14 protein-coding genes and 1 pseudogene are annotated in these 16,147 nt (G+C 37.9%); 2 read left to right on the top strand and 13 right to left on the bottom strand.

All coding sequences use genetic code 11. The features are described 5' to 3' along the window. Nucleotides 1-22: 22 nt before the first annotated feature. The 8 genes and pseudogenes from VB715_RS13745 to VB715_RS13715 form a co-directional block, all read right to left on the bottom strand. Nucleotides 23-1,414 (bottom strand): cobyrinate a,c-diamide synthase, encoded by a 1,392-nt coding sequence (locus VB715_RS13745; protein ID WP_323301790.1) that lies wholly within the window; start codon nucleotides 1,412-1,414, stop codon nucleotides 23-25. Next, on the bottom strand, nucleotides 1,415-1,609 hold the full coding sequence (locus VB715_RS13740; RefSeq protein ID WP_323301789.1) for a hypothetical protein: 195 nt from the start codon (nucleotides 1,607-1,609) through the stop codon (nucleotides 1,415-1,417). Between the two features lie 29 nt (nucleotides 1,610-1,638). Continuing rightward, nucleotides 1,639-2,736: an A/G-specific adenine glycosylase gene (gene mutY, locus VB715_RS13735; protein WP_323301788.1), complete on the bottom strand. Its 1,098-nt coding sequence runs from the start codon at nucleotides 2,734-2,736 to the stop codon at nucleotides 1,639-1,641. A 205-nt stretch (nucleotides 2,737-2,941) separates the two neighbouring features. Beyond that, nucleotides 2,942-3,040: pseudogene (locus VB715_RS21975) on the bottom strand (IS630 family transposase); the annotation flags it as partial. Between the two features lie 281 nt (nucleotides 3,041-3,321). Beyond that, nucleotides 3,322-3,666, bottom strand: coding sequence for a DUF760 domain-containing protein (locus VB715_RS13730; protein WP_323301787.1), 345 nt, complete (start codon nucleotides 3,664-3,666; stop codon nucleotides 3,322-3,324). A 169-nt stretch (nucleotides 3,667-3,835) separates the two neighbouring features. After that, complete coding sequence (locus tag VB715_RS13725) at nucleotides 3,836-4,792, bottom strand: RNA polymerase sigma factor, RpoD/SigA family (protein WP_323301786.1); 957 nt, start codon at nucleotides 4,790-4,792, stop codon at nucleotides 3,836-3,838. Between the two features lie 629 nt (nucleotides 4,793-5,421). Further along, nucleotides 5,422-6,549, bottom strand: a complete 1,128-nt coding sequence (locus VB715_RS13720) for a hemolysin family protein (RefSeq protein WP_323301785.1) — start codon at nucleotides 6,547-6,549, stop codon at nucleotides 5,422-5,424. An 84-nt stretch (nucleotides 6,550-6,633) separates the two neighbouring features. Next, nucleotides 6,634-6,774, bottom strand: a complete 141-nt coding sequence (locus tag VB715_RS13715; RefSeq protein WP_323301784.1) for a hypothetical protein — start codon at nucleotides 6,772-6,774, stop codon at nucleotides 6,634-6,636. A 143-nt stretch (nucleotides 6,775-6,917) separates the two neighbouring features. Here VB715_RS13715 and VB715_RS13710 point away from each other — a divergent pair, with 143 nt between their 5' ends. Continuing rightward, nucleotides 6,918-7,847, top strand: coding sequence for an SGNH/GDSL hydrolase family protein (locus VB715_RS13710; RefSeq protein WP_323301783.1), 930 nt, complete (start codon nucleotides 6,918-6,920; stop codon nucleotides 7,845-7,847). On the opposite strand, the gene VB715_RS13705 is transcribed toward VB715_RS13710, so the two are convergent. From VB715_RS13705 to VB715_RS13695, 3 genes are all read right to left on the bottom strand, one after another. After that, on the bottom strand, nucleotides 7,848-8,429 hold the full coding sequence (locus VB715_RS13705; protein WP_323301782.1) for an RDD family protein: 582 nt from the start codon (nucleotides 8,427-8,429) through the stop codon (nucleotides 7,848-7,850). Nucleotides 8,430-8,482: 53 nt separating this feature from the next. Then, entirely contained in the window at nucleotides 8,483-9,154 is a 672-nt protein-coding gene (locus VB715_RS13700) for an N-acetylmannosamine-6-phosphate 2-epimerase (protein ID WP_323301781.1), read from the bottom strand. Nucleotides 9,155-9,227: 73 nt separating this feature from the next. Next, complete coding sequence (locus VB715_RS13695; protein WP_323301912.1) at nucleotides 9,228-11,522, bottom strand: ATP-binding protein; 2,295 nt, start codon at nucleotides 11,520-11,522, stop codon at nucleotides 9,228-9,230. A 105-nt stretch (nucleotides 11,523-11,627) separates the two neighbouring features. Between VB715_RS13695 and cobN the strand changes: the two genes are divergently transcribed. After that, nucleotides 11,628-15,395, top strand: coding sequence for a cobaltochelatase subunit CobN (cobN, locus tag VB715_RS13690; protein ID WP_323301780.1), 3,768 nt, complete (start codon nucleotides 11,628-11,630; stop codon nucleotides 15,393-15,395). Here cobN and VB715_RS13685 read toward each other — a convergent pair whose 3' ends face one another. After that, nucleotides 15,396-15,734: a transcriptional regulator gene (locus VB715_RS13685; protein WP_323301779.1), complete on the bottom strand. Its 339-nt coding sequence runs from the start codon at nucleotides 15,732-15,734 to the stop codon at nucleotides 15,396-15,398. Beyond that, on the bottom strand, nucleotides 15,706-16,050 hold the full coding sequence (locus VB715_RS13680) for a type II toxin-antitoxin system RelE/ParE family toxin (RefSeq protein WP_323301778.1): 345 nt from the start codon (nucleotides 16,048-16,050) through the stop codon (nucleotides 15,706-15,708). The genes VB715_RS13685 and VB715_RS13680 overlap by 29 nt, the downstream gene beginning before the upstream one ends. Nucleotides 16,051-16,147: the final 97 nt, after the last annotated feature.

Raw genomic sequence — 16,147 nt, 5'->3', positions numbered from 1 at the left:
TTTGTTTCAAGAACAACTGGGTTTAGTCTAGCGCAAGTCCTTGAGAAAAATCAAGGCAGCGATGTAAAAATTTTTCAACCACCCTCGAACAACCTCCAAAATGCAGATGAAGGTAAGAGGCGTGTAGGTTATGATGTTGCCATCCTTCAGCATAAGCTGAACTGGGAGAATGCCAACTATATAAGTGAAATAGGGGGTTATGAGAGGCTTGGGTTAACTCTGAACGATGAAATTCATGGCCCCAAAGGGTTTCCCCTGATGTTAATAAAAGACTGTCTTGAGAGGCGATCGCTTGTCGATAACCAAGGGTTAGGTTTTTTCCCATTTTCGCCCTTGTAGGTAATATTCCTACCATGGGCCAAGTTTCTGCTTCAAAGGTAATGATTTCTTGACATAAATACATCAATCCCCCACATTCGGCATAGGTGGGCATTCCTTTCATAATGGCTTTTTTAATGGCTTTCCGGGTGTTTTGGTTATGAAATAAGGCTTCGGCAAAGATTTCGGGAAACCCTCCCCCAAAATACAATCCTGTTATTCCCTCCGGTAAGGTTTCATCGGTGATCGGACTCCAAAATACTAATTCTGCGCCTAATTTTTCGAGAAGATCTAGGTTATCGGCGTAATAAAAGTTAAAGGCGCGATCGCGGGCAATGGCTATTTTTGTGGGGGTGTGGGGGGTGTGGGGAGTGTGGGGGGTGTGGGAGGTGAGATGAGGGAGGAGAAGATCCCAGTTGAAAGCGGTTTGGGCAAGGTGGGCTAATTTTTCGACGAAAATTCTGAGATCTTTTAGTTCATCAGTAGGGACTAACCCTAAGTGGCGATCGGGAATTGTTAAGCTATCTTGACGACGGAGACTGCCAAAAAGGGGAAGATTAAGGGTTAGTAAGGCGGTTTCCAGTAGGGTGAGATGGCGATCGCTGGCTACCCGATTTAAAATTACCCCGATAATCTCAATATTAGGATCAAGGGAACGATATCCATGAGCGATCGCAGCGACAGAACCCGATAAACGGCTACAATCAATGACTAAAACCACAGGTATTTTTAAAAGTCTGGCAATATAGGCTGTACTGCCATAGGGTAGGGATGTGTTAGAAAATGTCTCTACAGTATCTGATTTATGAATCGGAACCCCATCAAATAGCCCCATTACCCCTTCTATTAGGCTATAGTCTACCCCTTGGTTCTGTTCCTGAAAACAGTCTTTAACGTAGGTTTGGGAGGTAAGAATGGGGTCTAAATTGCGACAGGGACGACCTGTAATATAAGTATGGAACATGGGGTCAATATAATCTGGCCCCACTTTAAAGGATTGTACTTGATGGCCTTTTTTGACTAAAAACGCAAGGATGGCCAGGGTTATGGTTGTTTTTCCGACTCCACTGCGATCGCCGGCAATAATTAAGGTCACTTATAAAGTACCTTCCCCTGTATAGGCACAAGATTCCATTCTTAACTGTAAACCGTCAGGAACACTATTAATCCGAACTTTAAAATTTCCCCTGTGATTTCCTGTCCAATACTGATTTTCTTGATTAGACAATGGTCTAATTACTTCTAATTTTTTACCATTGGGGGCAATGACAGTGTATTTATGCGCTTTCATGGTTAATACATTTTAATTAATGTAAATATTTAGGGATTATTGAACTCTTTTTTTAATTTTTCAATAATTTTTGTGTTGGCCTTGGGAAAAGGAAAACTATCAATTTCATCTAATGTCACCCAACGAATTTCTTCACATTCTATCGGAGTAGGTTCACCACTCAAATAACGACAAATATGAACAAATAAAGTGACTTTAAAATGAGTATAAGCATGATCTAAACTCATTAAATGATCACCCACTTCGATCTCAATGCCAATTTCTTCTAAAATCTCCCGTTTAATACAATCTTCAACGGTTTCATCTTGTTCTATTTTTCCTCCAGGAAATTCCCACAACCCTCCTAATAAACCTTGTTCTGGTCGTCGATCAATTAAAATATTACCCGCTTCATTATAGATAACAGCAACACCAATTTTTTTATGGGGAATAGGGTTAGAAGTTTCACGCATAGGAAGATTATTTTGTAGACCTTGATGATAAGCTTGACAATGAATTCTCCAGGGACATAGTAAACATTTTGGCTTACTTTTAAGACAAACGGTTGCCCCTAAATCCATCAACCCTTGATTAAAATCTCTGGGGTTATGAGGATCAAGCAGATCATTAGACAGTTGCCATAATGATTGTATCGCTTTTTGGGGCGGAATGGGCAAGGCAATTAAACGAGATAAAACTCGCTTTACGTTTCCATCTAAAATAGACACGGGTTGATTGAATGCTGCACTGAGAATTCCTCCTGCGGTGGTTCGTCCAATTCCTGGTAATTTTACTACTTGATCTAAGTTTTGGGGAAAGATGCCATCATATTCATGATAGATAATTTGGGCGGTTTTATGCAGGTTTCTTGCCCTCGCATAATAACCTAATCCTTCCCATACTTTTAAGACTATTTGTAAGTCTGAATTGGCTAAATAATCACCTGTTGGAAACTTTTCTAACCACCGTTCATAATAAGGGATAACGGTTTTTACCTGGGTTTGTTGTAACATAATTTCTGATATCCAAATAGCATAAGGATCTCTTGTTTGTCTCCAGGGTAATATCCTTCCTTGTTCTTGATACCAGGTTAATAATAATTGTCTTAGAAGATCTAATGTTTTTTTAGTTATCACTTTATCAGTCATCAGTTATCAGTTTAAATTTAATCATAAAACTCTTGTATTTCTTGACTTGACATGATATTATATAGACAATAGGAAAGCTGTGCGCCTGTAACCCCCTTTTTAAATTCCCAGAAGTGTAAGAAGCAAACATCACCCAAAAATTGTAGGGACACGGCATTAACTATTACGGGTAGAAGCATAATATTTTTCTATGATATATCCTATTTTTCTTGGTCTGTTCAATTCTTTTTTGTTCCCCTCTTTTCGACCAACTATAAGTGACGCTTGACCAGAGACTAAATCCTGATTCATCTAACTGCGTCAAGAAATATGTGGCAAAAATGATAGTTTAAGAAGTCAAATTAAAGCAGTTCGTAAAAACTCAGAAAAGACCCCGATTTTAACGGGAATCATTATTTCTATTATCGAAAAATTTCAATTACCCCTTGATACAGCCTTAGCAACCATGATTTTGCTTTATCTTCTTAAAGTAGGAATCGATATTTTCTGTCAATATACAGCAAATTAAACAATTAGATTAAAAACTGGTAACTGTTCACTATCAGCTACCAGTTTTTAATTATTTCTCGATGATTTAAAACTCAATTACTCTTGATAATGCTCATTACTGTCGATCGCCTGTAGAGATTTTTCAAAATCCAAACGTTGTTCTGCATTCCGCAAGAAATATCCACTCATCATAGCAGATGCCAATAATTTGCCCAAATGATCCCGACTGGTACTAATTGTCACGCCAAAATGTTCAGAAGGAAGATTTCCCAACAAACCAATAATATTGCGTTCCATCACTTGAAACACTTCAGAAGAGTCAGGTTTAGACAATTGGGCAATGGTTTCTGGGCTAAGAGACTGAACATATTTCCACAAGTGTTCCCCTGTTTCATTATCATTGCCGAAAAAATTCTGAGAACGGTTCAATTCGTTATTCACTGTTGGCCTCCTGGGGACTTGGGTTTATCTTAATTAACTAAATAAATTAGATGGCTTATTTTTGATGAGTTACCTTTCTCCTTTACTGTAACAAGTTTATTGATAAAATTGAGGTCGTTAGAACCGAACCGTAAATTCCGATCTTCCGACCCCACCAACTTTTTTTAAATTAACTAGCAAGATATTCGCGGATATTTGCCTTTCGTTTGCGTAATTTTGACAGTGCCTCCCGTTCAATTTGTCTAACCCTTTCTCGACTGATATTGAGACGACTGCCAATTTTAGCGAGGGTTAAAGGTTGTCCGTCGGCCAGTCCAAATCTTAAGGCTAAGACTTCTTTTTGTTGGGGGGTTAAATCTTCCATCAGTTTTTCTAAGTCAAACTGTAAGGAAGAATGGGTGGCAAAATCTTCGGGAGAGGGGCCAGTATCTTCAAGTAAATCCCCTAATTCTGTGTCTTGGTTGTCCCCAACCCGTAAATCTAAGGATAAAGGTTGACGGGCCCGTTCTAAATATTCTCGCACTTGTCTGGGGGTTAATTCCAGTTCTTCTGCCAATTCGGCCACGGTGGCGGCCCTTCCTTTTTCTTGGGCCAATTGTCGTTGGGCTTTTTTGATTTTATTGAGTTTTTCGGTGATGTGAATAGGTAAACGAATGGTGCGACTTTTTTCGGCGATCGCACGGGTAATGGCTTGACGAATCCACCAATAAGCATAAGTTGAGAAACGATAGCCCTTAGTGGGGTCAAATTTTTCAACTCCTCGTTGCATACCAATGGTTCCCTCTTGAATGAGATCCAATAAATCAAGGTTGCGCTTGAGATATTTTTTGGCCACGGATACCACTAACCGCAAGTTGGCTTCTACCATTTTGCGCTTGGCCGATTCTCCCGAAGCGATCGCAGAACGTAGTTCTTTGATACTCAGTTTAGCAGCTTTGGCCCATTGGCTGTCTGTGGGATTTTGGCCTATTTCTTCTGCAAGGGTTTCTTTGACTCTTTCTAAAGTCACAAATCGCTGAACTCGTTTTGCATAGAGGATTTCTTCTTCGTGGGTGAGGAGGGGAACGCGCCCAATTTCTCTTAAATAGGCACGGACAGGATCAGGAGAATTTTTAGTAATGTTCATAACAGAGTTTTCAGTAATAGTTTGGTCAGTGTGACGAAGGGGTAAGTCGTAGTGATATGTTTAAGGGAACGCTTATGGTAACAAAAAATTGATTATGAACGGACTTTATGGGACTTTTTTATGGGTTCATCCCTTGGATCGGTAATATGAACGTTGGGGTCAGCGATTTTTACAGTTATATCACAGGGAGGAAACAAACTATTGGGTGTGATTAGCTGTTTTCTTAATTTGTTCCTTAACAATAATACATGGTAGTGTTAACTTTTGTAAAGTTTATGATAAATTCACATTTCACTTGGAAAATATGCTTGTCGGTCAATCTTACTCAGAATCTCCCATAATTAGTGCATCCTAGACGACAAAATACTGATTTTTTTAATATTCAGCGAAGATAAGCATTACTAATGTCTTTGATATTCTGGTTCTACCGAACTTGTTATGCTAAATCAACACCTACATACAGACTGAAGCCTGACACTATAGAAACCAAGTCTCTCTTCGGAGACTAAATTAAACCCATGTAGGCGGGTTTTGTCTGTATAGCTTAACCCTTAAGGGTTTGAGCCTATATTTTTTAATAGTTTTACATAACAGGTTCGATAGAGCCGATATTCTTAGGGGTTATCTGCTCACTCGCTGATCGATAAGGCTTTATGAACATGGGGAGAATCACTCTCATCATAAATTTCCCCAACTAATTCTTCTAAAATATCTTCTAAGGTGACTAATCCGACTGTTCCCCCATATTCATCAACTACGATGGCAATATGAAAGCGTTGTTGTAACATTTCTCGTAATAAATTAGCAACGCGTTTGGTTTCAGGGACATAAGTTGGGGCATCCATAGCCTCAGTCACATTAACTTGAGAACGCCTTTCTTTGGGGACAGATTGCAGTGTCTGGAGAGCTTTTTTAAGATGAACAATCCCGACAATATGATCTTTCGATTCTCCTTGTACGGGAATGCGAGAATAGCCTGTTTCTAAGGATAAATTGAGTAAAGTCTGTAAACTTGATTGATGGGAAATAGTCGTCATTTCTAAGCGAGATTTAACCACATCTTTGGCCATTAATTGATCCAACATTAGGGCTTTATGAAGCAACTGATGTTTATAAATATCAAGTTGACCTTTCCCCCCTAAAATTTCGATCATTAATTGCAGATCCGTTAAAGATTCTCCTGATTGCGCCGTTTTCTCCGATTTCCCTTGAAAGAGTTGAATTGTTTTTTGAGTAATGGTTTCAAACATCGGAACAATCCCAATTACTGATAGCAATTGAGATAACCTAGAAATCGGGCGAACTGAGAAACGAAAAAAAGCACGAGTATTGAGGATGGCTAGAGATTTAGGGGTAATTTCACCAAAAATCAAGACTAAAACTGTGACCACTGCTGTCGCAACTCCTAGTCCCGCACTGCCTAACCACATGGCAAAGAGATTACTGGTTAAAATTGCCGAAAAATTATTAACAAGATTATTACCAATTAACAAGCTAGTAATAAAACGCCGACGATTTTCTAACACCAAACGATAAACCCCGGAAGGATCGCCTTGATGTTCAATCAGTCCCCGTAACTTAAAATTATCAAAAGCTGTGATAGCGGTTTCCGAACCGGAAAAGAAGGCAGATAGCAGCAACATCAGGGCGATCGCGGCTAAATCAAGCCAAACCTGTCCCAATAGGGGGCCAGGTTCAGCTAAGGCAAGAAAATCACTGTCTAAAGCTAACAAAATAGGGCTGAAAAATAGAGACATAAAGTCTCAGAAACAGCAAGCTAGGATTTCTGAGAACTGAAGATGACAAAAGATTAACTGAGAGGAGAGAATTGTCAAGCTTACCTAACTAACTGTGTAAGCTGCTTTGAGGGCCCAAATGATGAGGGCAGTAATCGCACCTAAAACCAAAAAGGCTGAAATAGCTACTAAAGCGGGTTTATCAGCCCCTTCAAATTTCATGATGCCACGATTTAGATCTGACATAGAACTTTGTTCCTTTGTACGAGTTAAACCGGCCAGATAAGGCACGCTTAATATCTAGGTTAGCGAAAATTGGGGGAGAATGGGCGAAGAAATTGTGACAAAAATCCGTAAAAATAAGAAAGTTAAATCTTTATGTTTAGGTTATGAAAATCTTATTCTTAAGTCTTGGGGTAATTTTAGGGGTTTTATTGTTACTAGAAGGCTGTCTTCGCTTAATTTTCGGGTTGGGCCAACGTCCCCTTTACATTGCTGACCCTGAGATTGGTTATCTTTTGGCCCCCAATCAAAACATTCGTCGTTTTGGGAAGTCTACCATAATTAATCAATATTCGATGCGAACTGGGGAGATTAAACCCCATCGAGAAGAGAATAGGTTACGCTTATTTTTATTAGGAGATTCTATTGCTAATGGGGCTTGGTGGACGGATCAAACAGAGACAATTTCTGCCTTGATGACTGAAGATTTACAAACTATTTTATCTGAAAAAGTTGAAGTGTTAAATGCTTCGGCCAATTCTTGGGGCCCCAGGAATCAACTGGCTTATCTTCAACGGTTTGGCACATTTGAAGCTCAAAAGATTATCTTATTGATGAATACGGATGATTTGTTTGCCACGGCCCCAATTTCTTTGGTTGTGGGGAAAGATAATAATTATCCTGATCATCAACCATCTTCGGCAATTGGGGAAATTTTAGAACGTTTATTTATTCGTCCTCAACCAATTCCTGGAATGTCAGAATTATTAACTGAAAAAGGTGATCGCGTTGGGATTAATCTTCAAGCATTGGCACGAATAAATGCGATCGCAACTCAAGAGAATAGCCAATTTATGATTGCTTTAACACCTCTTAAGCGTGAGGTAGAAAGGGAACCGAAAGATTATGAAAAACGGGCGAGAGAAAGACTAGAAGAATGGACAAAAACTCATGAAGTTGTTTATCTTGATTTTTTACCAATCTTTAAAAAACAGGAACATACTTTGAATTTATATCGAGATCATATTCATCTTAGTCCCTTGGGGAATCAATTAGTGAGTCAACATATTAGTCAATTAGTTAAAATCAATAATTAACTATTCTCGGTAATCATAATCTCTATCATCTCTATTTTGATTTTTACGACTTTGTAGTTTTTTCTGAATAATTTTCCAAAGTTGTTTTAAACGTAAATCTAGAGAAAATCCTCTCTGGGTTTGAATTACGATGGTTTGAGCAACACGATCATGAAAAGCTTGGCCATAGTCTTCATCCCCTAAAGCAATACCACAATCAATAATTAAAGGGGTTATTAAGATTAACATTGAGAGTCCATTTCTGACATTAATACTTAATCCTATCATTGCTAATAATGCGGCTATTCCTAGAATTCCTTCTCGTTTAGTTAATTCTTTTAACCCAGGAATTCGACTGAAACGAGGATCAATTACTTTAATATCAAAGGCCCAACTTCCTAAACTTTGTCCTTTGTTTTTTTCGACAATAATCACCCGTAAAATTAACCAAAGAGCAATAAAAACTAAGTCTTGGACAAAACCCTGAAAAAAAGAACTTAAAAACCAAACAGTTACAAAGTCCAAGAGGAAAGCATAAGCGCGTCTCTCCAAGGGAACTTTAGGAAATCGTCGATAGGTAGAAGGTAACTCATTGGGATACATAAGATTAAAAGTAAAAAGTTAAATTTTTCTGTGATATTATACGCCCTTTATCTTTACTTCATAAAAACTGATTGAAAGGCTTTAACTTTTAAATCTATGCCCGTAATCGCTGTTCCAACCACTACGGAAAAAGCCCCATAATTTAGAGCTTTTTTGGCATCTTCTGGGGTAGAAATTCCTCCTTCAGCAATGAGAGGAACTCTTAATTTTTGTGTCATTTCTATGAGTAGAGAATAACCTGGCGGGGATAAATGTTGAGTGTCTTTTGTATAACCATAAAGGGTAGTTCCGACAAAATCTGCCCCAGCTTTTTCTGAGGCGATCGCATTTTCAATCGTATCAACATCTGCCATTACTAACTTACCTAATTGTTGATGAATTTTGTCAATCAAATCAGCTAAAGTTTCCCCTTGGGGACGATTTCTTAATGTTCCGTCAATGGCAATAATATCGGCTCCGGCTTCTGCTATTGCAACAGCATCATTAAAGCAGGGGGTAATATAAACATCAGAGCCTGAATAGTTCTGTTTCCATAGGCCAATAATGGGAATCTGGGGTAATTTTTCTCTGACTTTTTTAACATGGGCAGGGGTATCAATTCTTACCCCTGCTGCTCCTTGATTTATGGCTACTTCAGCCATAGCAGCGATAATTATTGGGTTGTGTAATGGGGATTCAGGGGGAGCTTGACAGGATACAATTAGACAAGATTTAGGAATGGTCATAAGGGTTTATTCTGGATTTTTTAATATCTTGATTTACCGTGTTTTTTGAGGGTTTAATTTAGGATAATAACTTCTAGATTGTACCATTTTTAAGCACCGGACGATCACCTCCCATTAGAGTATTAACTCGTTTCAGTAAAAGATTAGGCTGAATTGGCTTAATTAAATAATCATCAATGCCTATTTGAGAAATTTCCGTCCATTCTTGAGAGGATAGCTGATGACTCAAAAGTAACACTTTTATCCATTGAGTTTCTGGGATTTTTTTGAGATCTTTACTAATTTTCAAAGCATCCTCTAAGTCTTGGTCTAAAATAATAGCACTGGGTTGAAGTAATTCAATTTTTTTAATAGCATTAGCACTATCGATTAACCAGATAAATTGATAGTTTGCGGCGGTTAATAATTCTCCAATTAACGTGGCAAGTTCTTCATTACTTTCTACTAAAACAATAGTTCGATTTCGAGATAATAACCCTTCTTCATCTTCTAGATTAGCTAATATTTTATGTTGACGCTGGGGTTGATTGGGCAATCTCACGGTAAAAATTGATCCTTCTTTAAGGATTGATTCTACTTCAATTGTTCCCCCATGAAGTTCTACTAATTGCTTGGTTAAAGCTAACCCTAAACCTGTTCCTCCATAGGTACGTCTGCGAGAGTGTTCTAACTGTTGAAATGACTCAAATAGTAAAGGAATTTGTTCAGTTTTTATACCAATTCCTGTATCTTCTATCTGAAAAATAACTTGATTATTTTCTCGCCAAACTCTTAAAATAACTGTACCTTCTTCCGGGGTAAATTTGAGAGCATTATTCAGCAAATGATATAAAATTTGTTGAGTCCGTTCTGGATCTGCGAAAAATCTATCTTCTTCTGGATTTATTCTTAGATCTAATTGCAGATTAATTTGACGATTTTCTGCTTCATCACTTAACCGTTTCAAAACACTTCTAGCAACATAACTGAGAGAAAAATCTCGAACTGCTAACACATATTTACCTGCTTGTAACTGAGAATATTCGAGGATTTCATTGATGATTTCTAGTAAATGCTTGCCACTATCTTGAATTGTTTGTAAGTATTGTCGTTGTTTTTCTAAGGGTAAAGATGAACTTTCCCCTGACCAATGTAATAAGGTCCCTGATAATCCAATCACACAAGTTAATGGGGTGCGTAATTCATGGCTCATATTTCCTAAGAATTCACTCTTAGAATGATTGGCTGCTTGAGAAGCAATTAAGGTATCTCTGAGTTCCTGTGTTCTTTCAATTACCCGTTGTTCAAAAGTCTTTTTTTGTTCTTGGACTTGGGCGTATAATTGAGCTTGATAAATCGCAACGGCTAAATGTTCTCCGATTTGTCCTAAAAAGTTTTTTTCACTTTCTGACCATTCTCGTTTTTTGAAACATTGATGAGCAATCAATAAGCCCCACAAATTCCCCTCTAGGATAATCGGAGCAATTAATTTCGATAAAATCCAATATTTTTCAAGAAACTGAATTAAACACAAAGAAGATGAATAGGTTCTCTCTACATCTTCGACAGCGACAATTGATCCTTGACTGTATTTTTGTTGATAGTGAGGAATTCGGCCAAAACAGTTATCTTCTGCAACAACATTTAGTAAGGAAGGAATACTTTTAGAAACTCGTGATTCGTAGGTGACACGCCCCAAAGTTTTTGATAATTTAGACTGGTTAACCTGGGGAAAATTCTTAGAGCCAAATTCATAAATAACTAAGCGATCAACTTGCAGAAAACTTCTCAATTCTCTGACAGCCGTTTCCAAAATAACGGACAATTCTAAACTTTGACGAATTTGCCCAATTAATTGATATAGTAAGCGTTCTTGGGCAATTTGTTGACGTAGGGCATCTTCAACGGGTTTACAAACGGCTGGCACTCCGCACCAAACTTCTCCATCTTCTGAGAATTGAGGCACTAAAATATCGAATAAGCGAGTCATAAAATAGGTTTGTAGGGGTGTGGACTCGACAGATTGAGGCTTTAGGAAGGGGGTGAGGCGATCGCGCCAAGGAGAGGCATTAGAGAGGTGCTGCTGTAATTGATGGATGAAGTCTGTGATGGCTTGGGGTTCCCAAGTAATTGTCACCTGATAAGATAGGGAAGTCGAATTCAGGGTTGCTTGAAGCAAGGCGTTTAGCTGAGAAGACAGCAGGAGATAAAAGGTTCCTCTGAGTGAATTTGTCTCTCTTTGAGAGATTTCTGAGGAAATAATTTCATTGCTTAGCAATATCGCTGTCGAACCTTCGATTTCCACTAGCTGTCGCCAGAGAGAACAAAGTTCCTCGAATATACTTATCGGTAAGGCTCGACGTAAAATAGAGGCTTGGGAAGAATTCATCAGCTTGGTGACGGCGAGAGGAAAACGGATACAATCTTTCATAGAATCTCTCGATTTCCCTATCCTATCCTGAAACCTAATATTTTTTAAAGAAAAGGAGTCTCAATGCACCGAATTGCTGCTACCCCTGGAGGTTGGAATCCTGAACAAGAAGGTGTTATCTTTATTGAACAAAATCCGGCTCCCATTGTTTTCCTAACAGCAGCAGATACGGATATTCAAAGTTTAGCTGCTTCTCTCCCCCATTTACCTGCTAAATTTCCCCAAATACGAGCAACTAATCTTTTACAATTACAACAACAATTGAGTATTGATAGTTATGCTGAGACGGTATTATCTCAGGCTAATGTGATTATTTTACGCTTATTAGGAGGCCGTTCTTATTGGTCTTATGGGTTGGAAGTTATTAAAGAAATTGCTGAATTAAATCAGATAACACTGTTTATTTTACCAGGGGATGACCGTCTTGATCCAGAATTAATGAGTCAGGCAACTGTCTCCTTAACTCAAAGTCATCAATTATGGAATTATTTGACTCAAGGAGGACAAGAAAACTGGCTCAATGGCTTAAAGTTTATTTCTGATCTTTCCTGGCATACTAATTATCATCCTCCTGGCCCTAAAAAGGTTCCTGATTTTGGTATTTATCAGCCTGAGATGATTCACTCTGAATCATCTAAAATGGTGGTAATTGTTTTTTATCGTTCCCATTATTTAGCAGGTAATTTATCACCGATTGATGCTTTATGTAAAAGCTTAGTTACCCAAAATTTAAGCCCTTTACCCTTATTTGTTTCTTCTCTCCGTGATCCAGGAGTTCAAGGTGATTTAATTAGTTATCTTCAATCTTTACCGACTAATTCTCTACAACTTGTGCTGAATACAACCAGTTTTTCTTTGGCTAAAATTGACCAGGATTCTGAGCATCACAATTTGACTAATTTATGGCAAAAATTAGATGTTCCTATTTTACAAGTTATCTTAAGTAGTGGAACCTTTGAACAATGGCAAAATAGTTTTCAAGGCTTACAGCCAAGAGATGTAGCGATGAATGTTGCTTTACCAGAAGTAGATGGTAAAATCATTACTCGTGCGGTTTCTTTTAAGTCAGTCAAAACGTGGAATGAGCAGTTAGAAACTGATGTCATTATTTATGAACCATCCCCAGATAGAATTAACTTTGTTACAGAATTAGCAGCAAATTTTATTAAGCTTAAAAATACTCCAATTTCCCAAAGAAAAATAGCTTTAATTTTAGCAAATTATCCCAATAAAAATGGCAGAATAGCGAATGGAGTTGGTTTAGATACTCCTGCAAGCTGTCTAGAAATTCTTAAGGCTTTACAATTAGCCGGTTATGAAGTTACAGAACTTCCAGAAACCGGAGATGAACTAATTAAACAGTTAACAAAAGGAATTACTAATGATCCTGAAGGGCAAGAGTTACGTCCCATTTATCAAGCAGTTTCTCATGAAGAATATAGCCACTATTTTCAAACTTTACCCCCTCAAATTCAAGAAGCAGTTACCAAGCGTTGGGACAAAATTTCAGAATTTAAAAATTGTTCATCTTTTCCTGTTTCTGGTATTCAATTAGGTAATATATTTATTGGCATTCAACCCTCAAGAGGTTATGATTTTGATCCCCGTTTAAATTATCATGCCCCCGACTTAGAACCCACTCCCCACTATTTAGCTTATTATTATTGGCTTAAACATCAATTTAAAGCCTCAGCAATTATTCATGTTGGTAAACATGGTAACTTAGAATGGCTACCCGGAAAAAGCTTGGCTTTATCATCAACTTGCTACCCCGAAATTACCCTAGGAACAATCCCTAATTTTTATCCCTTTATTGTTAATGATCCAGGGGAAGGATCACAAGCAAAACGTCGTTCCCATGCCATCATTTTAGACCATCTTACCCCACCTTTGACTCGTGCTGAATTATACGGTGATTTAGAACAATTAGAAACCCTTATTGATGAATATTATGAAGCACAAACTTTAGACCCCAAACGCTTAACAATTATCGGTGATCGCATCACCCAATTAGTCACTCAAACTAACCTAAACCAAGACTTAGAAATTAATACCTTAAATAGTGACTCTCTATCTCAATTTCTCACCCTCGCAGACGGTTATTTATGTGAACTTAAAGAGGCACAAATTCGAGACGGTTTACATATCTTTGGTCAATATCCTCAAGGTACTCAATTAAGAGACTTAATTATAGCAATTTCTCGTTCTCCAAGCTTAAATCGTCTCGGTTTAACAACTGCGATCACTCAAGATTTTAACCTAGATTTTAACCCCCTGACTGCCAACGCTAGTGAATCATTTTCTTGCTCAAATTTTTCTCAATTAATACCAGCAGAAATCTGTATAAAATTAAAACAGTGTCGTCTGATCGGTGATGTAATAGAAATCTTAGAAACTTATGTACAAAGTTTAGTTGAAACTCTCATCAATAATCAGGAAATTGAACAGATAAACCATTTACCTAGGACACAAAAAGAACTAAATTGGATACAAACTTTCTTACTGCCTAAACTGTATCAAACCCCTCAAGAAATCAGCAATTTACTGAGAGGATTAGATGGTAAATACATCCCCAGTGGTGCATCTGGGGCCCCCACCAGAGGCAGACCCGAAGTCCTCCCCACTGGACGTAATTTCTACTCAGTAGACATCCGTGCCATACCCACCCAAACCGCTTGGGATGTAGGCAGAAAAGCCGCAGAAGCTCTGATTGAACGCTATACTCAAGATAAAGGTGAATATCCCCAAACCCTCGCTATTTCCATCTGGGGAACCTCTACCATGCGAACGGGAGGCGATGACGTGGCGCAAGTTTTGGCTTTATTGGGAGTACAACCGATTTGGGATGGGATGTCCCGTCGAGTCGTGGACTATGAAATTCTTAGCCCGTCAGTGTTAGGGCGACCCCGTGTGGATGTAACGGTACGGGTATCGGGCTTTTTTAGGGACAGCTTCCCTAACCTACTACATCTAATGTACAACGCGATCGCTGATGTGTCAAGCCTAAATGAAGAAAAAGACATCAATCCTTTAGCGGCGAAAGTGCAAGAAGAACAGATATTTTGGCAGGAACAAGGGTTAACAGAAGACCAAGCAAAACTGAAGTCATGTTATAGAATATTTGGCTCAAAACCGGGTGCTTATGGGGCAGGTTTACAGGGATTAATTGAAGCACAAAATTGGCAAAATGATGATGATTTAGCTAAAGCTTATCTTAATTGGAGTTGTTATGCTTATGATAATAAAGGGGTAGGTCATGCTGTTCCTGAAGTGTTTCAAAAACGCTTAAAACAGTTACAAATTGTCTTACATAATCAAGATAATCGAGAGCATGATTTATTAGATTCTGATGATTATTATCAATTTCAAGGGGGTTTAACGGTTGCGGTAAGGGCGTTAAGTGGCAAAAATCCTCAAGTTTATTTTGGGGATAATTCTATTGCTTCTAATCCTAAAGTTAGGTTATTAAAAGAAGAAATTACTAAGGTATATCGTTCCCGTGTTATTAACCCAAAATGGATTAAAGGTGTTATGAGACATGGTTATAAAGGTGCTTTTGAAATGGCCGCAACGGTAGACTATTTATTTGCTTATGATGCAACAGCAAATTGTGTGGAAGATTTCATGTATCAAGGAGTGGCAGAAGCTTATTTATTTGATGAAGCTGTACAACAATTTATTCAAGACAAAAATCCTTGGGCTTTACGAGATATGGCAGAACGATTATTAGAAGCAAATCAACGGGGTTTATGGCAAACTGTTGATAGTAAAACCTTGGATAATTTACGGGATATTGTGCATCATGCAGAGGGTAAAATTGAGGGACAATAATTAATCGTCAAAGGATAGATTTGATGATTCCGAAACTATCAACGTTAATTGTAACCCCAAAGTCTCTAATAAATCAATAAAAGCGTAAATTTCTTGACCATCAGTTTGACTTAGAATTTCTGCTAATTTTTCATAAGCTAATTGAGCAGATTTACTTAGGTTATTTGTATTTTTGCGGGCGTTTATAATATCTTCGATGGTTAGTTTTAAAAGTCCAGTTAATCGCTCTTTTTCTTCTAATGCCATTTGAATATTTCCTGCTGCTCTTTGGGGGTCATTAAGGGCAATGTTTAGATAGTCTTGATAGTTTTTACTGGTTGGTGTTGTGACGTTTTGCATAGTCTTTCCAATAATTTTTAGCTTGATTAATGTCTTTCTTTTGAGTGCTTTTATCTCCACCACAAAGGAGTAAAATAATTGTTGTACCCAGTTGACTAAAATAGATACGATATCCAGAACCATAATCAATTCTGAGTTCAAAAACACCATCACCAACTGATTTATAGTCGCCCAAGTTTCCTAAACGAACTCGTCTTAGACGATGATCTATTTTGAGGATTGCTTTTTGATCGTTCAAACTGTTTAGCCATTCTTCAAAAGGACTTATTCCCTTTCGTGTGAGATAGAGTTGTATTTCTTTCGGTTGAACCTCCATTAATTTCTTAATATTATTACTAGGATTTACTGAATCTGTTTTTAATTATAACTAAAAATTCCTGATTTGAAGTAAGAAATATTTGTTAATGGTGGGC

Origin of the sequence: Crocosphaera sp. UHCC 0190, assembly GCF_034932065.1 — a bacterium.
Lineage (GTDB): Bacteria > Cyanobacteriota > Cyanobacteriia > Cyanobacteriales > Microcystaceae > UHCC-0190.
This window is presented reverse-complemented; position numbering and strand designations above follow the sequence as displayed.

Coding starts and splice junctions, on each gene's coding strand:
- VB715_RS13740 (WP_323301789.1), bottom strand. CDS start 1,609: ATGAAAGCGCATAAATACACTGTCATTGCCCCCAATGGTAAAAAATTA.
- mutY (WP_323301788.1), bottom strand. CDS start 2,736: ATGACTGATAAAGTGATAACTAAAAAAACATTAGATCTTCTAAGACAA.
- VB715_RS13725 (WP_323301786.1), bottom strand. CDS start 4,792: ATGAACATTACTAAAAATTCTCCTGATCCTGTCCGTGCCTATTTAAGA.
- VB715_RS13720 (WP_323301785.1), bottom strand. CDS start 6,549: ATGTCTCTATTTTTCAGCCCTATTTTGTTAGCTTTAGACAGTGATTTT.
- VB715_RS13715 (WP_323301784.1), bottom strand. CDS start 6,774: ATGTCAGATCTAAATCGTGGCATCATGAAATTTGAAGGGGCTGATAAA.
- VB715_RS13710 (WP_323301783.1), top strand. CDS start 6,918: ATGAAAATCTTATTCTTAAGTCTTGGGGTAATTTTAGGGGTTTTATTG.
- VB715_RS13705 (WP_323301782.1), bottom strand. CDS start 8,429: ATGTATCCCAATGAGTTACCTTCTACCTATCGACGATTTCCTAAAGTT.
- VB715_RS13700 (WP_323301781.1), bottom strand. CDS start 9,154: ATGACCATTCCTAAATCTTGTCTAATTGTATCCTGTCAAGCTCCCCCT.
- VB715_RS13695 (WP_323301912.1), bottom strand. CDS start 11,522: ATGAATTCTTCCCAAGCCTCTATTTTACGTCGAGCCTTACCGATAAGT.
- cobN (WP_323301780.1), top strand. CDS start 11,628: ATGCACCGAATTGCTGCTACCCCTGGAGGTTGGAATCCTGAACAAGAA.
- VB715_RS13685 (WP_323301779.1), bottom strand. CDS start 15,734: ATGCAAAACGTCACAACACCAACCAGTAAAAACTATCAAGACTATCTA.
- VB715_RS13680 (WP_323301778.1), bottom strand. CDS start 16,050: ATGGAGGTTCAACCGAAAGAAATACAACTCTATCTCACACGAAAGGGA.